Source organism: Mesorhizobium sp. M1D.F.Ca.ET.231.01.1.1 (assembly GCF_003999155.2).
In the GTDB taxonomy this organism is placed as follows: Bacteria; Pseudomonadota; Alphaproteobacteria; order Rhizobiales; family Rhizobiaceae; genus Mesorhizobium.
Genome location: NZ_RZOZ02000010.1, coordinates 99,282 through 117,971 on the forward strand (window position 1 = coordinate 99,282; position 18,690 = coordinate 117,971).

At 59.7% G+C, this 18,690-nt stretch carries 11 protein-coding genes; 4 read left to right on the forward strand and 7 right to left on the reverse strand.

The genetic code is table 11. The annotated features are described in order from the left end of the window. Positions 1-2: 2 nt before the first annotated feature. Positions 3-5,972, reverse strand: coding sequence for a DUF3320 domain-containing protein (locus EN874_RS24150; protein ID WP_127426912.1), 5,970 nt, complete (start codon positions 5,970-5,972; stop codon positions 3-5). A 311-nt stretch (positions 5,973-6,283) separates the two neighbouring features. Between EN874_RS24150 and EN874_RS24155 the strand changes: the two genes are divergently transcribed. Further along, positions 6,284-7,543 carry a DNA repair exonuclease gene (locus tag EN874_RS24155; RefSeq protein ID WP_127427010.1) on the forward strand — a complete coding sequence of 420 codons (1,260 nt, stop codon included), beginning with the start codon at positions 6,284-6,286 and terminating at the stop codon, positions 7,541-7,543. Then, complete coding sequence (locus EN874_RS24160) at positions 7,540-11,010, forward strand: AAA family ATPase (RefSeq protein WP_127426913.1); 3,471 nt, start codon at positions 7,540-7,542, stop codon at positions 11,008-11,010. The genes EN874_RS24155 and EN874_RS24160 overlap by 4 nt, the downstream gene beginning before the upstream one ends. A gap of 81 nt (positions 11,011-11,091) precedes the next feature. Here the strand turns inward: EN874_RS24160 and EN874_RS24165 are convergent, their stop codons facing one another. The 6 genes from EN874_RS24165 to EN874_RS24190 form a co-directional block, all read right to left on the reverse strand. After that, complete coding sequence (locus EN874_RS24165) at positions 11,092-11,862, reverse strand: hypothetical protein (RefSeq protein ID WP_127426914.1); 771 nt, start codon at positions 11,860-11,862, stop codon at positions 11,092-11,094. Positions 11,863-11,925: 63 nt separating this feature from the next. Next, positions 11,926-12,531: a BRCT domain-containing protein gene (locus tag EN874_RS24170; protein WP_127426915.1), complete on the reverse strand. Its 606-nt coding sequence runs from the start codon at positions 12,529-12,531 to the stop codon at positions 11,926-11,928. A gap of 10 nt (positions 12,532-12,541) precedes the next feature. After that, positions 12,542-13,288, reverse strand: a complete 747-nt coding sequence (locus tag EN874_RS24175) for a thermonuclease family protein (protein ID WP_127426916.1) — start codon at positions 13,286-13,288, stop codon at positions 12,542-12,544. Positions 13,289-13,569: 281 nt separating this feature from the next. Next, on the reverse strand, positions 13,570-13,746 hold the full coding sequence (locus tag EN874_RS24180) for a YegP family protein (protein ID WP_127426917.1): 177 nt from the start codon (positions 13,744-13,746) through the stop codon (positions 13,570-13,572). Positions 13,747-14,182: 436 nt separating this feature from the next. After that, complete coding sequence (locus EN874_RS24185; RefSeq protein WP_127426918.1) at positions 14,183-14,641, reverse strand: hypothetical protein; 459 nt, start codon at positions 14,639-14,641, stop codon at positions 14,183-14,185. Further along, positions 14,638-15,480, reverse strand: coding sequence for a hypothetical protein (locus tag EN874_RS24190; protein WP_127426919.1), 843 nt, complete (start codon positions 15,478-15,480; stop codon positions 14,638-14,640). Before EN874_RS24190 ends, EN874_RS24185 begins: the two co-directional genes overlap by 4 nt. 365 nt (positions 15,481-15,845) lie before the next feature. On the opposite strand from EN874_RS24190, the gene EN874_RS24195 reads away from it, so the two are divergent. Beyond that, a complete protein-coding gene (locus tag EN874_RS24195; protein ID WP_127426920.1) occupies positions 15,846-17,189 on the forward strand; it encodes a DUF4365 domain-containing protein in 1,344 nt (447 codons plus the stop codon). Then, positions 17,186-18,634 carry a hypothetical protein gene (locus tag EN874_RS24200; protein WP_127426921.1) on the forward strand — a complete coding sequence of 483 codons (1,449 nt, stop codon included), beginning with the start codon at positions 17,186-17,188 and terminating at the stop codon, positions 18,632-18,634. Before EN874_RS24195 ends, EN874_RS24200 begins: the two co-directional genes overlap by 4 nt. Positions 18,635-18,690: the final 56 nt, after the last annotated feature.

The window sequence follows — 18,690 nt, forward strand, 5'->3', positions numbered from 1 at the left end:
TGCTAGGTAAGCTGGCGTCTCGCCCTGGCGATTGCCTCGTCCAGCCGCGCCCGAGAGATCGCCGCGAGGCGTTCCATCCCCAGAAGGTGGGCCAGGTCGCGTGCGGGATCGGGCATATCGAGCAGTCCGGGATTGTCGATCACCACCGAAGCCAGCTCGGCCAGGGGGATATCCGCAATCGAGCGTCTGGCGCCCTCGCTGACTGGCTGACGATAAGGCAGGAAGTCCGTGACGGCTCCCTGTTTCCAGACGAACTCGCCGCTGGATTCCTGTGTGCGATCCATGCCGCGCAAATGCAGGTCGATCCGCTCGCGGATGCGCCCGCCGGTGCGCAGCCAGCCATGGGCGCGTGCAACACGTTGGGCAAGGACATCGGCGCGCAACGGACTTTCCGTTTCAATCACGGCTTCTATCATCGCACGCAAAGTGCTGGTGTAGCCGAACTCGAAGAATTGCTCAGGGTCCGCGCGCAAGCTGGTCAAGTCCGTTATCCGGTAACGTCCTTGCCGGGCGCCGTCCTGGACCGCCAACGTCGAAAGCGCCGCAAAGTTGGCATGCTCCGGGGTTGCGGGAACATTTGCCGAGACCAGGTCGACCTCTGGTTCGGCGGGGAGGAGCGGGGGCTCTTCGGTTGGGGCCAGCGCCTGGTCGATAGGCTCGCTTGTCGGCTCTACCTGCTGACCCATTTCCCAGCGCGCCGTCAGGTCCTCCTTCGGCTCGCTGGAGCGTCGTGCCCGGCTCTCTTCCAGCAGGGTTTCCAGGCTTGTATGGAGCCGCTCGGCGCAAGCCTTGGCGTCGAACCACCAGTCAGTCGACCACACCCGAAGGATGGTCCAGCCAAGCCCTGTAAGCACCTGCTCGCGGACCTTGTCGCGATCCCTTGCCGTCGCCGATCTGTGGTAGGTCGCGCCATCGCATTCGACGCCTGCCAGATAGGCTCCAGCCAGATCGGGGTGGCGTATGCCCAGGTCGATGCGGAAGTCGGAAATCCCGACTTGCGGGACGACTGTCCATCCGCGCCGGCCAAGTTGCTCGGCCACCGCCTCCTCGAACGGGGAATCGAAACCTCCGACCGATCCGACGTCCTGGGCCGGCAGCGCGCTCGGGCCCCGCTCGGCGTAGTCGAGAAAAGTCTTCAAGTGCTGGATCGCGATTGCCTTGCTCCGCGACGGATCGATCTGATCGGCGGTGAAGCCGGAAAAGACGATCAGTTCCTGGCGGGCTCGTGTCACCGCGACATTGAGGCGGCGCTCGCCGCCGTCGCGGTTCAGTGCTCCAAAATCCATCGCGGGCGGCTTTCCGGATGCATCCTTGTAGAACGTTATCGAGAACAGGATCACGTCTCTTTCATCGCCCTGGACGTTCTCCAGGTTCTTGACGATCGTGGGCTCGGTCCGGTCTTCTCCAAAGAACCATTCGAGTTCCGGATGATCCCGGCGCGCGGCATCTAGCAGGTCGAGGATCAGTGATTGCTGTTGCGCGTTGAAGGTGATCACGCCGAGCGTTGGACGCCCATTCTCGGGCAGCGCCAGCCATTGCGTCATCAGGCTGACGGCCTCGCGCACGACGGCCATTGCCTCGACCTTGTTGGTGCGGCTCTTGCCGCGGTCGTAAATGCCATCGGGTACCTTGCGCAAGCTTACCGCGCGATCCTCGACCGCTGGTGAGGGGAACGTGACCAGCCGGTTGTTGTAGTAGTGATGATTTGAGAAGGCGATGAGCGACTCGCTTCGGCTTCGATAATGCCATCTGAGATCGCGCACCGGAATCCCCGAAGCCCTGGCCTCGTCGAGGATGCTCTCAAGATCCCTCTCATGGTCGGCGATATCTTCATCTTCCTCATTACGGCCGAAGAAATTGGTCGGCGGCAGCTGCTTTGGATCGCCAACGATGATCGTCTGTCGCGCCCTGGCAATGGCGCCGACGGCGTCCCATGTGGTGATCTGCGAGGCTTCGTCGAAGATCACCACATCGAAGAGCGCCTGGTTCGGCGGCAGATACTGGGCAATCGAGAGCGGAGACATCAACATGCAGGGCGCGAGCTTGCCAAAGCTCTGCGGCATCTTGCCGATCACGTCGCGGATCGATTGGCTGGGTCGCTGGAGCTCCATCTGATAGCGCAGCAACCCGAGCTCGGAGTTTCGCGAGACGCTCTGCACCGAAGGCAGTCCATGCGCAAGCGCGCTGACCACGCGCTGCGTGGCATGCGTGCGCACCAGATCGTCGATCTCGCGGAACTCGCTGATCGCGTTCTCATGCTGGAACCTGCGGAAGTTTCGCAACACCGCATCATTGTCGAGGACCTTGGGCAGCCACCATCTGGCATAGCCGATACGAAAAGCCTCACGCGCCTGCTCGGGCGCAATTGCGCCCGTCTCGATCTGCTCCACGAGAGCTTCCAGATGATGCTGGACTGCCTGGCCCTTGACGCCGCACCAGGCGGCCCAATTGCGAAGCAGGTTCCGGGCGTCCGCCAGCGCGATCAGCTTTGCGCTCAGTGCCTCAAGGCCAGGCCCATCGGCTGGATCCGGAATTTCGCGTCCAGCCGTTTCGTTGAATGCCAGGCGCGCCGCGTCGAGATCCTTGACGGCGGCCAGCAGGCGGTCGCCCGCTTCGCGCAAGCGATCGTTTTCGAGGGTGCCGCGCAGACTGGGCGCGACGGCCCGCACGATGGTGCGAAACTCGTCCTGGCTTCGTCCGGGAATTCGAAGTGCCAAGCGCAGGCGGCGGGCGAGATCAAGGATGCCGGCAACGGCTGTTACGTCCGTTGTCAGCCCGCCGACAGGCAACGGCTTGCCGGTCAGGGGGCTTTGGTCGATGGCCGACAAGGCCTCCTTCATCCGGCGCAGCAGGGGGATATCCTTACCGGGGTCGGCGTTGCCGTGTTGCGCGTGATCCTGGAGCCGTTTCTGGACCTTGCGCATGCCGAGAACTGACTTTGGCCAGAACGAGGCTTGCGCATCGCGCCATTGGCGCTCGAGCGAGTCTGTGTCTACGGTGTGGACGGCCGCGATATCATAGGCGGCGGAAAGGCCACGCTCTGCCTCGCGATAATCCCCGATCGATCGCTCCAGTCCTGCGAGCGCTCCGGCAAAGGTCGGGAAATCCCGGTCGTAGGCAATCGAGATATCGCGGTTGCGCGAATGAGCCAGCACCTGTGCCAGGCTGATGAGCGACTGCAGCTCTGCATGAGACATCGGCTCGCTGGGCACGAGCCCGAGACCAGACTGGCAATCGCGTAGCGATGCCGACAATTGGCCGATGGCCGAGTGAAGCGACGTCGCTGCGCCGAGCAGCCTCAGTTGCCAGTCGCTGCTCCATTCTCCGACGTCGACCAGGTCCAGGGCCGGCTGGCGTTCGACCGAGGTAAAGACAAGGCCGACCTGTGCGGCCAGCTCCTCCAGTTTCACCAGGGTTTGCGCGTCGTGCCCGTCAGGCGCCGGCCAGGTGAATGCTGGCGCGCCAGCATCATGCGACCTCAAAGCAATACCCAACGCCAGATAGGGCGTCCAACCGTTCGGGTAACGCTTATGCAGTGCCTCGACATAGGCGTTGAGCTCATCGCGGCGCAGGCGAAGCCGCTCGTTGACGGCGATCCATTGCGAGGCGTCAGCCCGCCCTGCCTGTTCCCACGAGGCTTTGAGTTGGGCGAGGAAATGCCTGCGGTCGGCCTTGTTGGAATGCAGCTCGATGCAGTGATTGCCAAGTCCATGCTCGCGTAGCCGGCGATAGACGACATCGAGAGCCGCGGTCTTTTCGGCCACGAATAGCACCGTTTTGCCCACGGCCAGACAGTTGGCGATCATATTGGCGATGGTCTGGCTCTTTCCCGTCCCAGGGGGTCCAACGATGACGAAATCACGCCCCTCGGCGGCCGCCATGCTTGCTGCCGTTTGCGAGGAATCCAGCGGAAGAAGGCCGATTATGTTTGAAGGTTCATAAACACGATCGAGCTCTGCCTCATCGCGAAAAACCGGTTGATTGCCCGAGCTTTCGAAGGCCTGCTCCGGCGTGTCGATGAGGTGGCGAACGACCCTGTTTTGACGAAGGGCGTCGGTCCTTTCGACAAGGTCCTTCCACATCAGGAATTTCGCGAAGGAAAAGGTCGACAATGCGGTCTCGTCGATCACCTCCATGCCGGGAACGTCGCGCACAGCCTGTCGCATCGACGACAGCACGCGCGGCACGTCGATGCCGCTGTCATCGAGTGGCAGGTCGCCGGCGAACTGCGGCAGGCGAAGTTCGAAATCCCGTTCCAGGAACTGCAGCAGCGTGGCGTTGAACCTTGGTTCGTCCTCGTGGAAGCGGATGGTGAAGCGCGAGCTTGCGCTGCGTCGTTCAAGCCGCACCGGCACCAGCAACAACGGGGCTCGATAACTGCGTTCGTCGTCCGGCGTCTTCTTCCAGCGCAGGAAGCCGACTGCCAGAAACAGCGTGTTTGCACCCCCCTCCGCGAAGTCGTTGCGCACCTGTCGGTAGAGATCGATCAATCGCGCATCAAGCTGACGCGCATCCAGTGTCGAGGCGAGCTCATCCCGCAGCAGTGCTTCGGCAGCGTAACTACGCTGCAAATCGCGACCGTGAACATCGCGGTAGAGTTCCGCGTCGCGCTCTCCCAATGGGTTCTGCTCGGGCAAGGAGATGAGGCGGACCGCCGCGCCATTTGCCAGCCTGTCCTCCAGATAAGCCACGTCGGTGCACAGGAACGGGATCGTCTTCTTCGAATCGGGGAAGTTGAGAAGGCGGTTCCTGAGCGTCAGGTCGAGCAGCTTCTTTTGCCAGCGGTCGATGCGGCCCGCCGCCGTGGTGGGTTTTATCTCCACCGCCTCGGCCGGCATCTCGGCGACCGCCGGCATTGCCGGAAGTGGCAAAGCCGCGACCGCCGCGGCCTCTTCCTCGGCGACGTTGCGCCGGACCGGCTCATGCGAGGCAAGCGGCGTGATGCCGCCGCTGCGCGAACGCCGCACGTCTATGGTCGCGACGAAGGCATGCGCTTGCTCCACCGCAAGGCGAACGCCAAGCGCATTCTGGGCGGCCTCGAGCGTCAGCGCGGGCCGGTGCGTGACGCCTGTGGTTTCGAAAGCGATGAACTCGCGCGAGGCCAGCGCCTTGCGGACCTCCATCTGATCCGTTTCAACCGCGTTGGAAAAGGTGCGCTTGGTGAGCCAGACCCCCACAGCGGCATGTCCATCAAACATCAGGACAGCAGGGTGGAGGCCGGCTCCCTCGAGGGCAGCGGCGAAAAGAAGCGAGCTGTCCAGGCAGGTAGCGAGCCGCTCCTCCGCTATAGTGGTCGGACGCCTGACCTTTTGGCCGCGGCTCTCGAAGCTCGCGGGAGGCTCGGCATAGTGCAGCCCTATGCCGGCGATCGCCGAATAGATGGCAGCCGTTAGCATGAATGCCCGTTGCGGGCTTTGCGACTGGTAGCCATCAAGGCCACTCGGATGCCCGTGCGCTGCAAGTCGTTCCGCAGCTGCCCTGAGGATCGGTGCAACACCGGGATCATTTGGCATCACGAAAGCCGGGAGCAACTGCGCCATGTCGGCAACGCCACCCCACTCGTCGCGAGCAAGCAACCTGACGGTCAGACGCCGTTCATCGAGGACCTCGCCCGCCGCCGACAGCCGCAAGGTGATCTCACCCCGTTCGGCCTCGTTGAGGCCTGCCAGATAACCGGCGTCGAGCTCGACCTTGCGATCGCTCACCTGAAGGCGGTCGCCGGGAACGAGGCGGTCGATGGTCCAGGTTTTCGGACGCAGGAACGACGGCGATGACGTCAGTTCGAGCCGGCAATTTTCCAGACTGCGCGCGGAGTCGTTGTCGAGCCGGATAGATCGAACAACCGGAATTGCATTCTGATAGGATGCATATGTGAAGCTAGACGCTACGTCCGCGACTATGCGCGGGGTAGTCGGGCTTTCCGCTGCGACACTATCATTTGTTACTAACTCTGAACTATCGGCAGATTGCATTGACCCCAGTCCCCCGAGTTCAGATTAACAGTATTTTCGGGATATAAAAGGCTCTCGGCGGATAGCGTGAATACAAAGGGTTCGTTTGTCCACTCGATAATTGGGTCAACCAACATCGACCGGTTCAGAAGGTCACGCATCGCCGGGCAGGGCGACCGAGGTCGCCGGTGACGCGGTGAGTCTAACTCGCCGGGACTGTTGCGAAACGCCACCGGACTTTGCTACCGAAACCGATACGCCTTCGCCGCACGCCGTCTGGCGAATCTTTGACGGTGTTTGGCCTAAGCGGATTGGGACTGGAGAGCATTCCGTTGGCGTTTCGATTTGTTCATACAGCCGATATCCACCTCGACTCACCGCTGCGTTCGCTCGCTTTGCGCAATGCCGACCTCGCCGATCTCATCGGAGATGCCAGCCGACAGGCATTTACGGCAATCGTGGATCTTTGCCTGGCAGAACGTGTCGATGCCCTTGCCATCGCAGGCGATCTCTACGACGGCGACCAGACGTCGATGAAGACGGCACGCTTTTTGGCGACTCAGATGACGCGTCTCCATCAGGCGGGCGTCAGGGTCTACATGATCCGCGGCAACCACGATGCCATGTCACGCATTTCGAAGCAGCTCGCAATGCCGGATTCGGTGACGACTTTTACTGGCCGCGCCCAATCCGTAACCCAATCCAGCTCTGGGCTAGATGTCGCATTTCACGGTCTAAGTTTCGCCAGCCAGAAGGCGCCGGAAAGCCTCCTGCCCAAATATGCCGGCCCGTTGGATGGGGCGGTAAACGTAGGTCTTATGCACACCAGTCTCGCCGGTTCGCCAGGCCATGACGTCTATGCACCTTGCAGTGTCACCGACCTGCATGGCCACGGCTTTGACTACTGGGCACTCGGCCACATTCATGTTCGCAAGGTCTATCCCGGCCCGAGCACAATTGTGATGCCTGGGATCCCTCAGGGCAGGGATATCAATGAGGCCGGTGAGAAGTCAGCCACATTGGTGACCTTCCACGATGACCGCTCCGTTGAGATTGAGGAGAGGCTTACCAGTGTTGCGCAATTTGAACGCGTAAGCGTCGATCTGACCGGCGCCTTGGAATGGGGCGAGGCAGTTGTGCGTATCCGATCGGCATTGGAACAGGCACGGACCGCCGCCAGATCCCGGCACCTTGTTGCCCGCCTCAGTGTGATCGGAGCGTCCGCCCTATCCTGGACGATAATCCGCGACCGGGACTTGCTGCTAGTAGAAGCCGAGCAAGCAGCGGAGCAGGTAGGTAACACCTGGGTGGAGAAGCTGGAGCTCGCGATTTCACCTCCGGGCATGGAAAATCGAGAAGAGAACGCCGATCCAACATTGGAGCTTGCGCAGTCCATGCGCGCCAACGCGAAGTCGGAAGCATTTCGGTCAGACGCCCGGGAGTTTGTGTTGAAGACGATCGGGGACCTGCCGCCCGACGCCCGCGGCTTTGCGGGAAAGGACGAAGCCGGGCTTGAACACTTCCTCGACGATGTGCTGGCACGCGGCGTCGACCTGGTCGCCGCCAGGCTGAAGGCAGGTGGATCGCAATGAGATTGCGGCGCCTCGATCTTACCCGCTATGGCAAATTCACTGACAAAGCGATCGACTTCGGGCCTAAGCCGGCGTCAGGTCCGGATTTGCACATAGTCTTTGGATTGAACGAAGCCGGCAAATCGACAGCACTTTCCGCCTATCTTGACCTGCTCTTCGGTATCGAAGAGCGCAGCCGCTACAATTTCCTGCATGACTACAGCTCCATGCGCATTGGCGGGGTGCTGGAATTCGAGGAGCAGTCGCTTGCCTTTTCGCGCATCAAGAGCCGCAACAACGCGGTGCACGATGCTCAGGGCCAACCGCTTAGCGAAATTGCGATTGCGGCACACCTCGGCGGACTCTCCCGGGATGCTTACAGCACGATGTTTTCGTTGGATGACGAGACGCTGGAAGCCGGCGGCAAGGCAATTCTTGAATCGAAAGGCGACCTCGGCAAGCTTCTATTCACAGCGAGCGCTGGCCTAGGCAACGCAAGCGATGTCTTGGGCGCGCTGGAGGCCGAAGCTGACGCCCTGCATCGAAGGCAGGCTCAGGTTACCGAAATCGCTCAGCTGAAGAAGCGGTTCGGGGAACTGAAGGCCAGCAAGGACGCTATCGACACGCTGGCTTCGACATTCGAGACGCTCGAGGCGGAGCGAGCCGACGCCGAAGAAAAATATAATCGCAGCTTAGCAGAGCGCTCTGCCTTGACGGCTCGTCTGGCTACGGTCAATCGATACATGCGCGCGGCTCCGATGCTGGCCGAGATTACCCGCAAGACGACCAAGCTGGCGGAACTGCCCGACACTCCGTCACCACTGCAGACTTGGACCGGCAGCGTGGCCGAGCTGATCGAGCATGATGCCAGGCTGGGCACCCGCCTAATGGCCAACGCCGAAGAGATCGATCGGGCTCAGGCAAGGATCGCGGCGACTGTTATCGACAACGCCGTGCTGGCGGTCTCCGAGCAGGTGCGTGGCCTTGCCGACCGCAAGGCGCGCTACGTTTCGGCAGGCTTGGACCTGCCCAACCGCAGGATGGAGCTGCAGGGGTTTGATCATGTCGTAAACAGCTGCCTGGCCGCGCTGGGCAAATCGAGCGAACAGAATCCCTCGAAACTGATACTGCCGGCATTCGTCGTCGGCACACTGCGCGCCATGGTCGAGCAACGCTCCGGTATCACCACAAACTTGCGCATTGCCCGCGATGAGGCCGCATCGGCACTTAACGGGCTTCAAGCAGCACGCGGCCGCGTCAGCGAGGAAAGGGGGGTACCAGAGCCTGCGCGGGCGAGGCTCATGGCCACACTGTCGGAGGCGAAAGCCAGTAGCCACGCACGGGATGCGCGAGAGGCCCGAACGCTTGAAGAAGACCGGCAAACGAAGATGGCGATTGCTATGCGGCGCCTTCAACCCTGGTCCGGCGATGCAGAATCCCTCTCGAGCACCGCTGCTCCCACGGCCGTGCACATTGCCGCCTGGAGAAAGCTTGCCGCGGCGCTTGAAAAGGACAGCGCAGTGCTGTCGGAGCGATTCGCCGAGTATGAGCAAAACCGGGTCAATGCCTCGTCCAGGTTGGCTGTTGTCGGAGCCTCTGTCGATCTGATGGATGATGAAACGGCCGCAGCTATAAGGGTTGAGCGTGACAGAGCTTGGCAAAGCCATCGTTCTGATCTCAAACCTGAGACCGCGGATCGCTTTATCGCCGCGTTGGCCAAGGACGACCAAGTCGGAGCGGCTCGTCTGATCCATGCAGGCGAACTCGCCGATCTTCGCGCAATCAAGCAAAGAAAAGGCGAGACCGAAGCGGCCATTGGGCGGGTCAACAGCCAACTGGCAAAGCTTGCCGAGCGGGCCGAGGGCGCTGCGGCCGAGATCAAGGACGCGGCAAGCAGATTGCTTGGCGATAGCCAAGCGCTGTCGTTCGATCTGCTTGTTGATCTGGTCGATGAACGTATTTCTGCTCGTCTTGAAGCCCTCGCTGCCTGGGACGAAATCGGAATCGCGCGAACCAGGCTAGAGCGTGCTCATGCTGAGGGCGAACGAATACGGCTCGCGCTGATCTCGGCGTTGCAGAGCGTTGGAATCCAGCCTGAAGCCGGTCAGGGGCTGGATACGATGGTCGTTGCTGCCGATCGCTTCCTCGACCGGCAGGCCAAAGTCGACGCGGAACGAGCCGAGGCGCTCAGAAGCGTGGCCGTGAAGGAAGAGGAGCTGGCAAGCCGGCGGCTAGCCGTGGAAATGGCCGAGAGGCGCGAGGAGGCATGGCAGGCGGAGGTCAAGGCGGCTCTTAAGGATACCTGGCTGGAAGAGGGCATCGCAGGCGCTGGGCTTGGAAGCGTGCTTGACCAGCTCTCAGAACTCTCGAAGGCGCTTCAGGACCGCGACGCCATGCATATACGCGTTCGCAAGATGGAGGCCGACAGGGTCGAGTTTGCCGAAGAAGTTGGAAGGGTTGCTGCCCAGGCCGGTGGCGCTGTCGGCGACGACGCCCCGGAACAGTTCAGCGTCGGGCTTGCCGAGCGCCTGGAGCAATCGGAGCGTGCTCGTGACACCAGGACCAACCTGCTTGCTGATTTGCAGCAGCTGGAGGATGCCCGTGAGGCTCTGCGGGCCGAGATCGCGTCACATGAGGCGATAAAGCGGGAAGTACTAGGTGCTTTTGGTGTCGGAAGCCTGCCGGAAGTTGTCGAGCAAGACGAATTGTTGCGGGAGCGCGACCGTCTGCGAACCAATTTGGGGGAACTTGAGGACCAGCTGACAGCCGAATTGGGCGTGGGCAGTGTTGCTGAGGCACGATCCCTTCTCGAAGGCGCTGATCTCGGTGCGCTTGAAGTCGAAAAGGCGCAAGGCGAGCGACGGCTCGTCGATGTCGATGAAGCGTTGCAGCAGCAACTTGTCGCCCGCACTAGGGCGTCCGACAAGCTTGATGGCGTCGGCGGCGACAGCGCAGTTGCCCGACTAGACGCTCAACGCCGGACAGTCCTCTTGGAGATCGAGGACAAGGCTATACGCTTTATCGAATTGAAGCTTGGCGTCATGTCTGCAGCGACCGCGCTCCGGGTCTATCGTGAACGCCATCGATCTGGAATGATGAGCGAGGCCTCCGACGCCTTTGCACTGATCACTCGGGGCCTGTACACGGGCTTGACGACCCAGCCTGTAAAGGGCGGCGAGGTCCTCATCGCGACACAGCGGGATGGCCAGTCGAAGGTCGCAGACGCTTTGTCGAAAGGCGCGCGTTTTCAGCTCTATCTGGCTCTACGACTCGCCGGATATTACGAGTTTGCCAAGCTCAGGCCATCTGTTCCGTTCATCGCTGACGACATCATGGAGACCTTCGACCATCTCCGGTCGGAGGAGGTTTTCCGCCTGCTCGGTGAGATGGCCAATGTGGGCCAGGTCATTTACCTGACGCATCATCAACACCTGTGCGAGATTGCGAAGTCGGTTGTCCCTAACGTGGCCATCCACGACCTCGCGTAACCCAAATGGGGTCGTTGCTGGCGCGTGCTCGTACGGTCGGTCGCCGCACGCCGGCCCGCCATGGGTTGGCTCGACGCCAGGTCAGAAGGACAGACGAGCGATGATCTTCGCTGGCTTTACTGCTCGGATCGAAGGTGTGACGGCTTCCGGTATTTGGAAGGTCCTCAGGTTCTGAGCTTTGGATGTGGAGCCCGGTATCGCCGCCTCTGCGGAAGCAATATCTTTCGCGCTGACCTGTAGCGACTTACAGGCTCCCTTCTCGTCCCAAAGGTTCTTGGCGATTGCGCTTCCCACGGCTGCAGTGATGGCGCTGGGTGCAACATCGTTTGGCGCGACCTGGCGCGTCGCGATCAACGCCTTGATTGCCTCGCCGAGGATCGCTGCGGAGTCGTCGAAGCCGACCCCGCGAACTTGGTCGAACCTTTTCTCGGTGCTGCCGTCGACGATGCAGTGATGAGCGATGAAGATCCAGTCGTGGATCATGTAGGCAGGAGCGTAGCCCCAAGGCGACAGCCCTTTGAAGACCTGCGCGATTTTTGGGATTGAGCCGCCGTCCGTGTACATGAGGCCCGGCTTGATCTCGCTAGCCGGAGCCGTCGGATCGGCCCGATGGAAGATCAAGGGATCATGCGGGTCGGGCACGAATAAGAAATTCCCGTCGCCGGAACTGTTGCCTTCACCGACCCACATGACGAACAAGCTGCCTGATATCTCACCGGTGGTGAGCTTCTGGTAGTCTATGGAGCTACACCCAGCTGCCGTTGCAGTTGCGAACGCGACGAAGCTTGTGATGGAGCGATGCGCAAATCGCCGAAACACCTGAATCAGATCGCTGAACGTATTGTGTCGCATCGTTCCACCTCGGCCGAATTGGGTGCTGACGGCAATGAGACGCTGCCAAACGAACGGACGAAGTCAGAGAAAACCGACCCAATGGCTCTCGGCGACAATCGAGATTCGCAAGCCCTCGTCGCGCCAGGCGGTCGCTTTGAAAATTTTGTCGCCAAACGATGAGTGCTTCCAAGACTCCGTGGCGTAGGCGCCGATCACGAGCACGTCGGTCTTTTGCGTCAAACTGCCGGCGCGGCCGCCACGATCCACTATGGCCTGCTCGCAGTATTTCCTCTGGCCATAATTGAACGTCCCGGTGAAACAGTACGACCGACCTTCAAAGCTCAAATGCGGAGGCGGATTGCAAAGGGGCAGGGTGGTCGGCTTCAAAACTTCCCCGAGTTCGAAATCTCGGTTCGAGAAGCTGTTCAACGTATCGAGAAGTTCGGTGTGTTCATCGGCATCGAGCACGCCGTCCGCAAGGATTTCATTGACCCGTCGGTACAAGGTCCGGACGATCGGCTGATCGCTAATCTCGACATTGGCGGCCAGCCACTTTTGAAGGAACTCGACTTCCGCCGTGTTGATACTTCCGTCTGCAGCGAGGCCGCGCGCTAACCCAATCAATTCATCGATCTGCCGCGACGAAATACGGTCGCCGCTGACGCGGTTGTAAAACTTGTCATCCATGGATCCCTCCCTAGCAAAGCGTCTCGCACGCTACCCCGTCACCATCCCTGTCCAGCTTGCGGCCCCACGCACAGTTGTGCAGGTACCATTGGGCGTCTTCGCAGGAGCTGATTTGCGAGCAGTACCGCCGGGGCTCGCACGAAATGCCGCCGCTTTGCGCGACCAGCTTGCGACTGATGATGCCGAGTGGCTGGCTCGACGGCGCAGTCCCGTCGCCATGCGATGCGCGCCAGTCCCAAGGCGCGTCGAACTTGCCAACCCATAGGCCAAGCCTCGCCGCCTTGGCCTTGGCCTGCTGTGGTGCGTAGGCGCCGTTGCTGTAGCGCGGCCAATCGAGCGCCTGGCCATGCTCTACCATCCACGCCGCCACGCTGGCGCCGTCGGCGCGCCGGCAGTCGCCAACGAAGCGGTGATAGCGATCCCAAGTCACAAAGATGCATGCCACCGGCCTAGAGGCCGCGAGGAAGCTATTCAGCGCTTCGGCGGATCGCCGACCGCATGGGTATTCGAAGCCCTTGGCGTCGTCGCAATATTGCTTGCTCTCTGGCGCGTCGATCCCGTTGAACCGAATGCGCTGGCCGTGGATTTCGATTGTGTCACCGTCAATGACGGACGCCACGCCGGTCATGGGGGCGGGCTTTGGCCCGATCCAGTTCGAAGGGGTCAGGTCGGGCAAGCGGTCACTATGCATCAAGATCGTCTCAGCGGCGAAGGCACCGGCTGCAGCAGCGGTGACGAAGATCAACCGTCGCAGCACACTTGCCCACCGCAGTGCACGGGAGTGTTTTGCTCCAGTGCGCTTGCGCCAGCGATCAGAACGATTGTCGTAACGAGACCTATCCACCCCACTCCCCCAGCGGCGAGAATGCTCCTAAATGGAGCAGAGGTCTAGTGAAGTCTATTTACCGAAGATTGCCTTAGGACCTGACGGCCTCACTTGTCCCAGCGCAACAAGTGCTAGTGCCAATCCGAAGCTCGTTCCGAAGCCAATATGCTCGGCTTCGGAATTTTCGCAGCGTTGTATGGCCTCGAAGGCGGTCAGCTATTGTCTTCGACCGGCGCACTGGGGCCATTTTTCTTGATCGAGTCGATGGCGTTCTGAGCGCTGGATTTGCTTGAGTAGCCCTCGGTCGAGAAAATCACCTCGCTGTTGTACTTAAAGCGAACGCGATATTCGCCAGCTTTGTCCTTATAGATTTCGAACTTATGTGCCATGGGTGTGCCCTCCGTTGACAGTGAGAAGGTCGCAGGTATCGAGATGGCCTTCAAGATCGCCATGGCCTGCCAACAGGTGTTTTGCGTCTCGTTGGGCTACGGAAGCGGCGTGAGCATCCCTGAGGATGCGAGCGAGCTGCGATCGTGGCCGAGCCGTTTGATCAGCCATAATGTTTAGTCTGGACAACCCGCCGGACAATGGGTCCGATTTCGGCGGCAGCTTCGCGCCGCATTGTGGTCGCTACCGCAAACTTTGCTTTGACCTAAAAGCCGACGTTCCGCGAAGGGGCTTGGACGGAGGCTTAACCCTACACTTCAGGATTACGCAGACCAAGCCAACTGTCTGGCGCATCGATTCACATTTGCTGCGTTCCGCGACCCCGCTGCTTGCAGGCAGGACTTGCCAGCGAAACTGCGGTGCTGGATGGCGACATAGCTAGGATCGGAGCGAATTTAGCGCCGTTTGAAGGTCGGCAACCACGGTGGGGATGCTAAACACCTTTGCTGTTATGCCCTCATGCGCCAGATCATTGCGAACGCCATAGTAGTCGGCGATCTTGGTGAAGTTTTGCGACCGCATATCGAGCAGCACGCGCACTCTATTCAGAAATGAGGTTTGTAGCTTTGTCCCGTTTAAGAGCGTCTCCCATGCTCGCCTGTGGCGAAAGAGCGGCTTACTGGTTCTGGTTTTAACGGCCATATCGGCGCGGTCGGTGATGTATCGCTCAAACGTCCCGAAGATGATGAGAAAGTATGCGCCATCGTTGATACGGCGAAGTTCCGTGTATCGCGCTATAGCGTGCTGGTGATTGCGCGCCGTCGCGCGGAACAGTTTACTCGCATAGTCTGTATCAAGCTGCGCATGCAGTTGACTTGCGAGAATTAGCTCTTTCATTGGATGGCTGCGATAAGCTGCTGTTGGTCAAGCCGCAGGGCCTTCGAGCCTGGTGAGGAGTAAATCATCCAGATTGGGTCATTTGGCGTGTCGCTGGCGTTTATGATCGTCGCGCCGCCGCTAGGCGTAAGCACGTCGACTCTGCCGTTCGCGCCAATAACCCACAGACCAACAGGAAAAATTGTTGCAGCGACACGCGTCCCCTTTCGTATCCGCAACATGGGAAGCTTCACAGCGGCCACTGCAAAGCGCTGCATCATCTCCTCGTTCATCGAAACAGTCTGCGTCCGGTCGACCGAGTAACCGTGCAGTTCCACCCACCCCTCGATCTGGGTGAAGAGCGCTTCGACCTGCTCGACCCATCGGGCTACGCGCTCTTCCACCCTCGCGCTATCAAACTTCTGCGACGATCGCCGGTTGGAAATGTCCAGACTAACGCCGGTCTCGACCACGTCGGCCAAGCCAAATTCAGCGTCAGGCTCGTTCCTGCCCGCTGACCAGATTTGCAGCGTGAGGCTGCCTCGATCCAAAAGCCAGAGTTCCGTTCGATCGAATGGGTACCCCCGGTCGGACGGAAAGCGAGCCCACTTTCCCAGTGTTTTCCCCGGCCCGCTGCCGGTCTTGGTCGAGCTGCCTAGCTTGACCTGCACTGCCACGAAATGTCCGTCCGGGTCAGTGTAAGCGAAGTCATAACCCGGATCGTTGGTTTGTTCTTCTCTTTGATCGAGCAATTTTAAGTGCCCTTCATCGCCGCCAGACAGGATGTCTGATTCACGGAGATTGGGCAAAGTCCGGCGGGAACCGCCAGGCTCAAAAACCAGCTTGCGGTGATCTTTCAACAATAATCGAGGTTGTAACAATTGGCACCCCCGAGCACCATGTTAGCGCAAACTCGAATCCCCGCGAAGATAGGACTCAACACATTCGTAGTGCCAGTTTGTGTGCGTCGTCGTGACGAACTCCGTCATCGTGCACCCTGGCGCGTCCGGTGATGTCGAAGCGCTCAAGATCGCGCTCGCCCCGCGTTGATGGTTCGTCTCGCTGACGGGCAAGAGATTCTCGGTTCCAGTGATGGGCTCACAGTGTCGATACTCCGCTCGTCAGGATCGTTCGCCCGCGAAATTGATGAACTTCCAAGGTCGTCGTATCTACTTAGGACGATTCCTGTTGATTCTCTCAGCTCAGGAAAGTCTTGGGGGAGCTCATGTCGAAGAAGATTGGGCGAGCGGATATTATCGGCGAGAAAGGCATCGCCCATATCCGCCAGATCGTATTGAGCATGGGTTTCATGTTCTACGAGACCGGCGGTGTCGAAGCTGGAATTGACGGTTATGTCGAGTTGCGTGACGACACTACCGGGGTGGTCAGCAATCTGAGTCTTCAGGTTCAAGGCAAGGCGACCGAGCGTAGCCGGTTGCAGGCGGAAACGGATTCTTCCTTTGAGTTTCCCGTCACGGATTCTGATATTCAGTACTGGATGCACGGAACGGCACCCGTCCTGCTGATCGTCGTCAAATTGCAGGATGGAAAGGCGTATTGGAAATCCATCAAGGAGTGGTTTGGCAATACTGAGAACCTCTCGTCTAAGAAAGTCGTCTTTGACAAGCAGCAAGACGCATTCACCGTCGATGCTAAGAACGCGCTCGTTTCAGTAGCAGCCTCTGTCCGTCCAGGCTCAACGGGCCCCAGCGTACGCCTTCAGGAATCTTTGCTGCTGAATCTGCTGGAGGTGGACTTCGCCAACACGATCTACTGGGCGCCGACGGACCACGGCTCCGACAAATCATTCGGTGCGGCTCTGCGAAATCTCGATGCCAAAGCACCCTCTGAGTGGATTGTGAGAGAAAACGCGGTCCTATCCTTCCATGACTTAGACAAGTGGCCATGGAACAAGGTGTGCGACACCACCGCGCTCGAGGAGTTCGACACGTCTGAGTGGTCAGATAGCGATGACGACGATCGCCTTCGGGATTTCACCGCACTCTTGAACCGGACGCTCGGAGAATTCACTCGCCCAAACTTGTACAGGGATCGAGACTCAAATGTCCTTTTCTTCACGAAGCCCAAGAACCGCGCGAAACTGAACTACCCGTATCGGAGCCTACAAAACACCACCACTCGGCGCGTGGTTGGCCCATACGGCCGGCAGCGGTCGAACCCAGCCAAACCAGCATATTTCCGTCACTCAGGTTTCCGTGCGCAGTTCGTTTGTTACGCTAAAAAGTGGTTCGTAGAGGTCACTCCCACATATCACTTCACCAGAGACGGGTTGGAGCCGGACCCGCTGTCGGGAGAACATCTCAAGAAAATAAAGGAGCTTGAGAACAACGCGGCTGTGATGGGACAGTTCGTGATGTGGCGTGCCTTCCTGACGACGCACAGGGTCGGCGGAGATCTGCTTACAGATGCCTATCCGTTCCTTCGCTTCCGTGAGATCGCCCCGATGGAACTCGAGTTAGGAGTGCCCGATAAGTTGTGGGCGTCGCAAGAACCCAATGCCGCCTCGCCGCTCTTCGACTTCGACAAAATGCAGGAAGGGGTCGAATGAGACTATCTCACCTGGCGGAACCAGAGTTGGAGTTCGGAGGCGGGCTGCGACACGTCGATATTCGCTTCGGTGTTATGGACTACGGTCCGTTCGACCTGAATGCACAGAATGCACCCAAGCGCATTAAACTGGGAATCATCGGAAGCGCCGAGACTTTGGAAGGAACCGCTAAGTGGGTGCAGTCCTGCTCTGAAGGTTTCGTGGCCAAGCCGAGCAGGCAGCCCAACCTCTTTCCAGCGTTTCCCGGTCTTCGAAACGATGAAACCTTTCACTGCGACTTCTTCACATCGAGTGAACTCCAGCGAGGCCTTCCTTCAAAAGAAATCGAAAGGTTGGTCGCGATCCCCGGGCAGAGAGAGGTCACCCGGGCTGTGGTGGAATCCATAGTCGAGGAGATCTCCGTTCTGGCCGAGCAGGCAGTAAAGCCGGATGTGATATTGATAGCGCTGCCGGTAGAGTTCATCGAGAGAACGGTGAACGCGAGGGAGACGCTTGACGAGGACAAGGATGACACTGAGGCCGGAGGAGACCTAGACTTCCGCGGCATGCTGAAAGCGGCCGCGATGCGGTTCCGCATCCCGATACAGCTGATCTGGCCTACGACGTACGATCCGTCGTACCGCATCTCGAGAAAGCTCAAGGAAAGCAGCCAACGGCGTACGCAGGATGCGGCAACCATCGCTTGGAACCTCGTGACTGCGATCTACTACAAGGCAGGCGGATTGCCCTGGCGCCTTGCGCGTGATGCACGTGAACGCAGGACGTCATTCGTTGGATTGAGCTTTTACAGGTCTGTCGATGGCGAATACGTCCATACCAGCACAGCGCAGATGTTCGACGAACGAGGCGAGGGCCTCATCCTCCGCGGTGGCCGGATGGTGGAAAGCGAAGAAGATCGCTCACCGCACCTCACCGCGGAGGACGCGTATACCCTTCTCCGGGACTCACTCAAGGTGTTCCGCAAACAGCATGACCACTACCCGGCGCGGGTGGTCCTTCACAAGACATCGAAGTTTGACCGCAACGAACTGGATGGCTTTCACAAAGCGATAGACGAGCGAGATATCGACTACGCAGACTTTATTTGGATTCGGAAGTCGATGACCCGTCTCTACCGACTCGGCGTTTATCCGCCGCTCAGGGGGAGCTTACTGCGGATCGATAAAGACCAGGCGCTGCTCTATACTAAAGGCAGTGTCGAGTTTTTCCGAACGTACCCTGGGATGTACATCCCAAGGCCGCTTCTACTTCGCTGTCAGGTTCTCGGCCAGCCTCTCCAGCACATAGCCCACGAGACCCTGGCGCTGACAAAAATGAACTGGAACAACACTCAGTTCGACAACGGGCTCCCCATCACGATCGCAGCCGCCCGGCAAGTGGGGGAAGTTCTGAAATACGTCGGTGAAGATCAGGAGATAGCACCCCGGTACAGTTTCTACATGTAACTTGCCGATCCCAAAGCACGGCAAGGTGCATGCGGACTAGCTAACGAGACGCCACT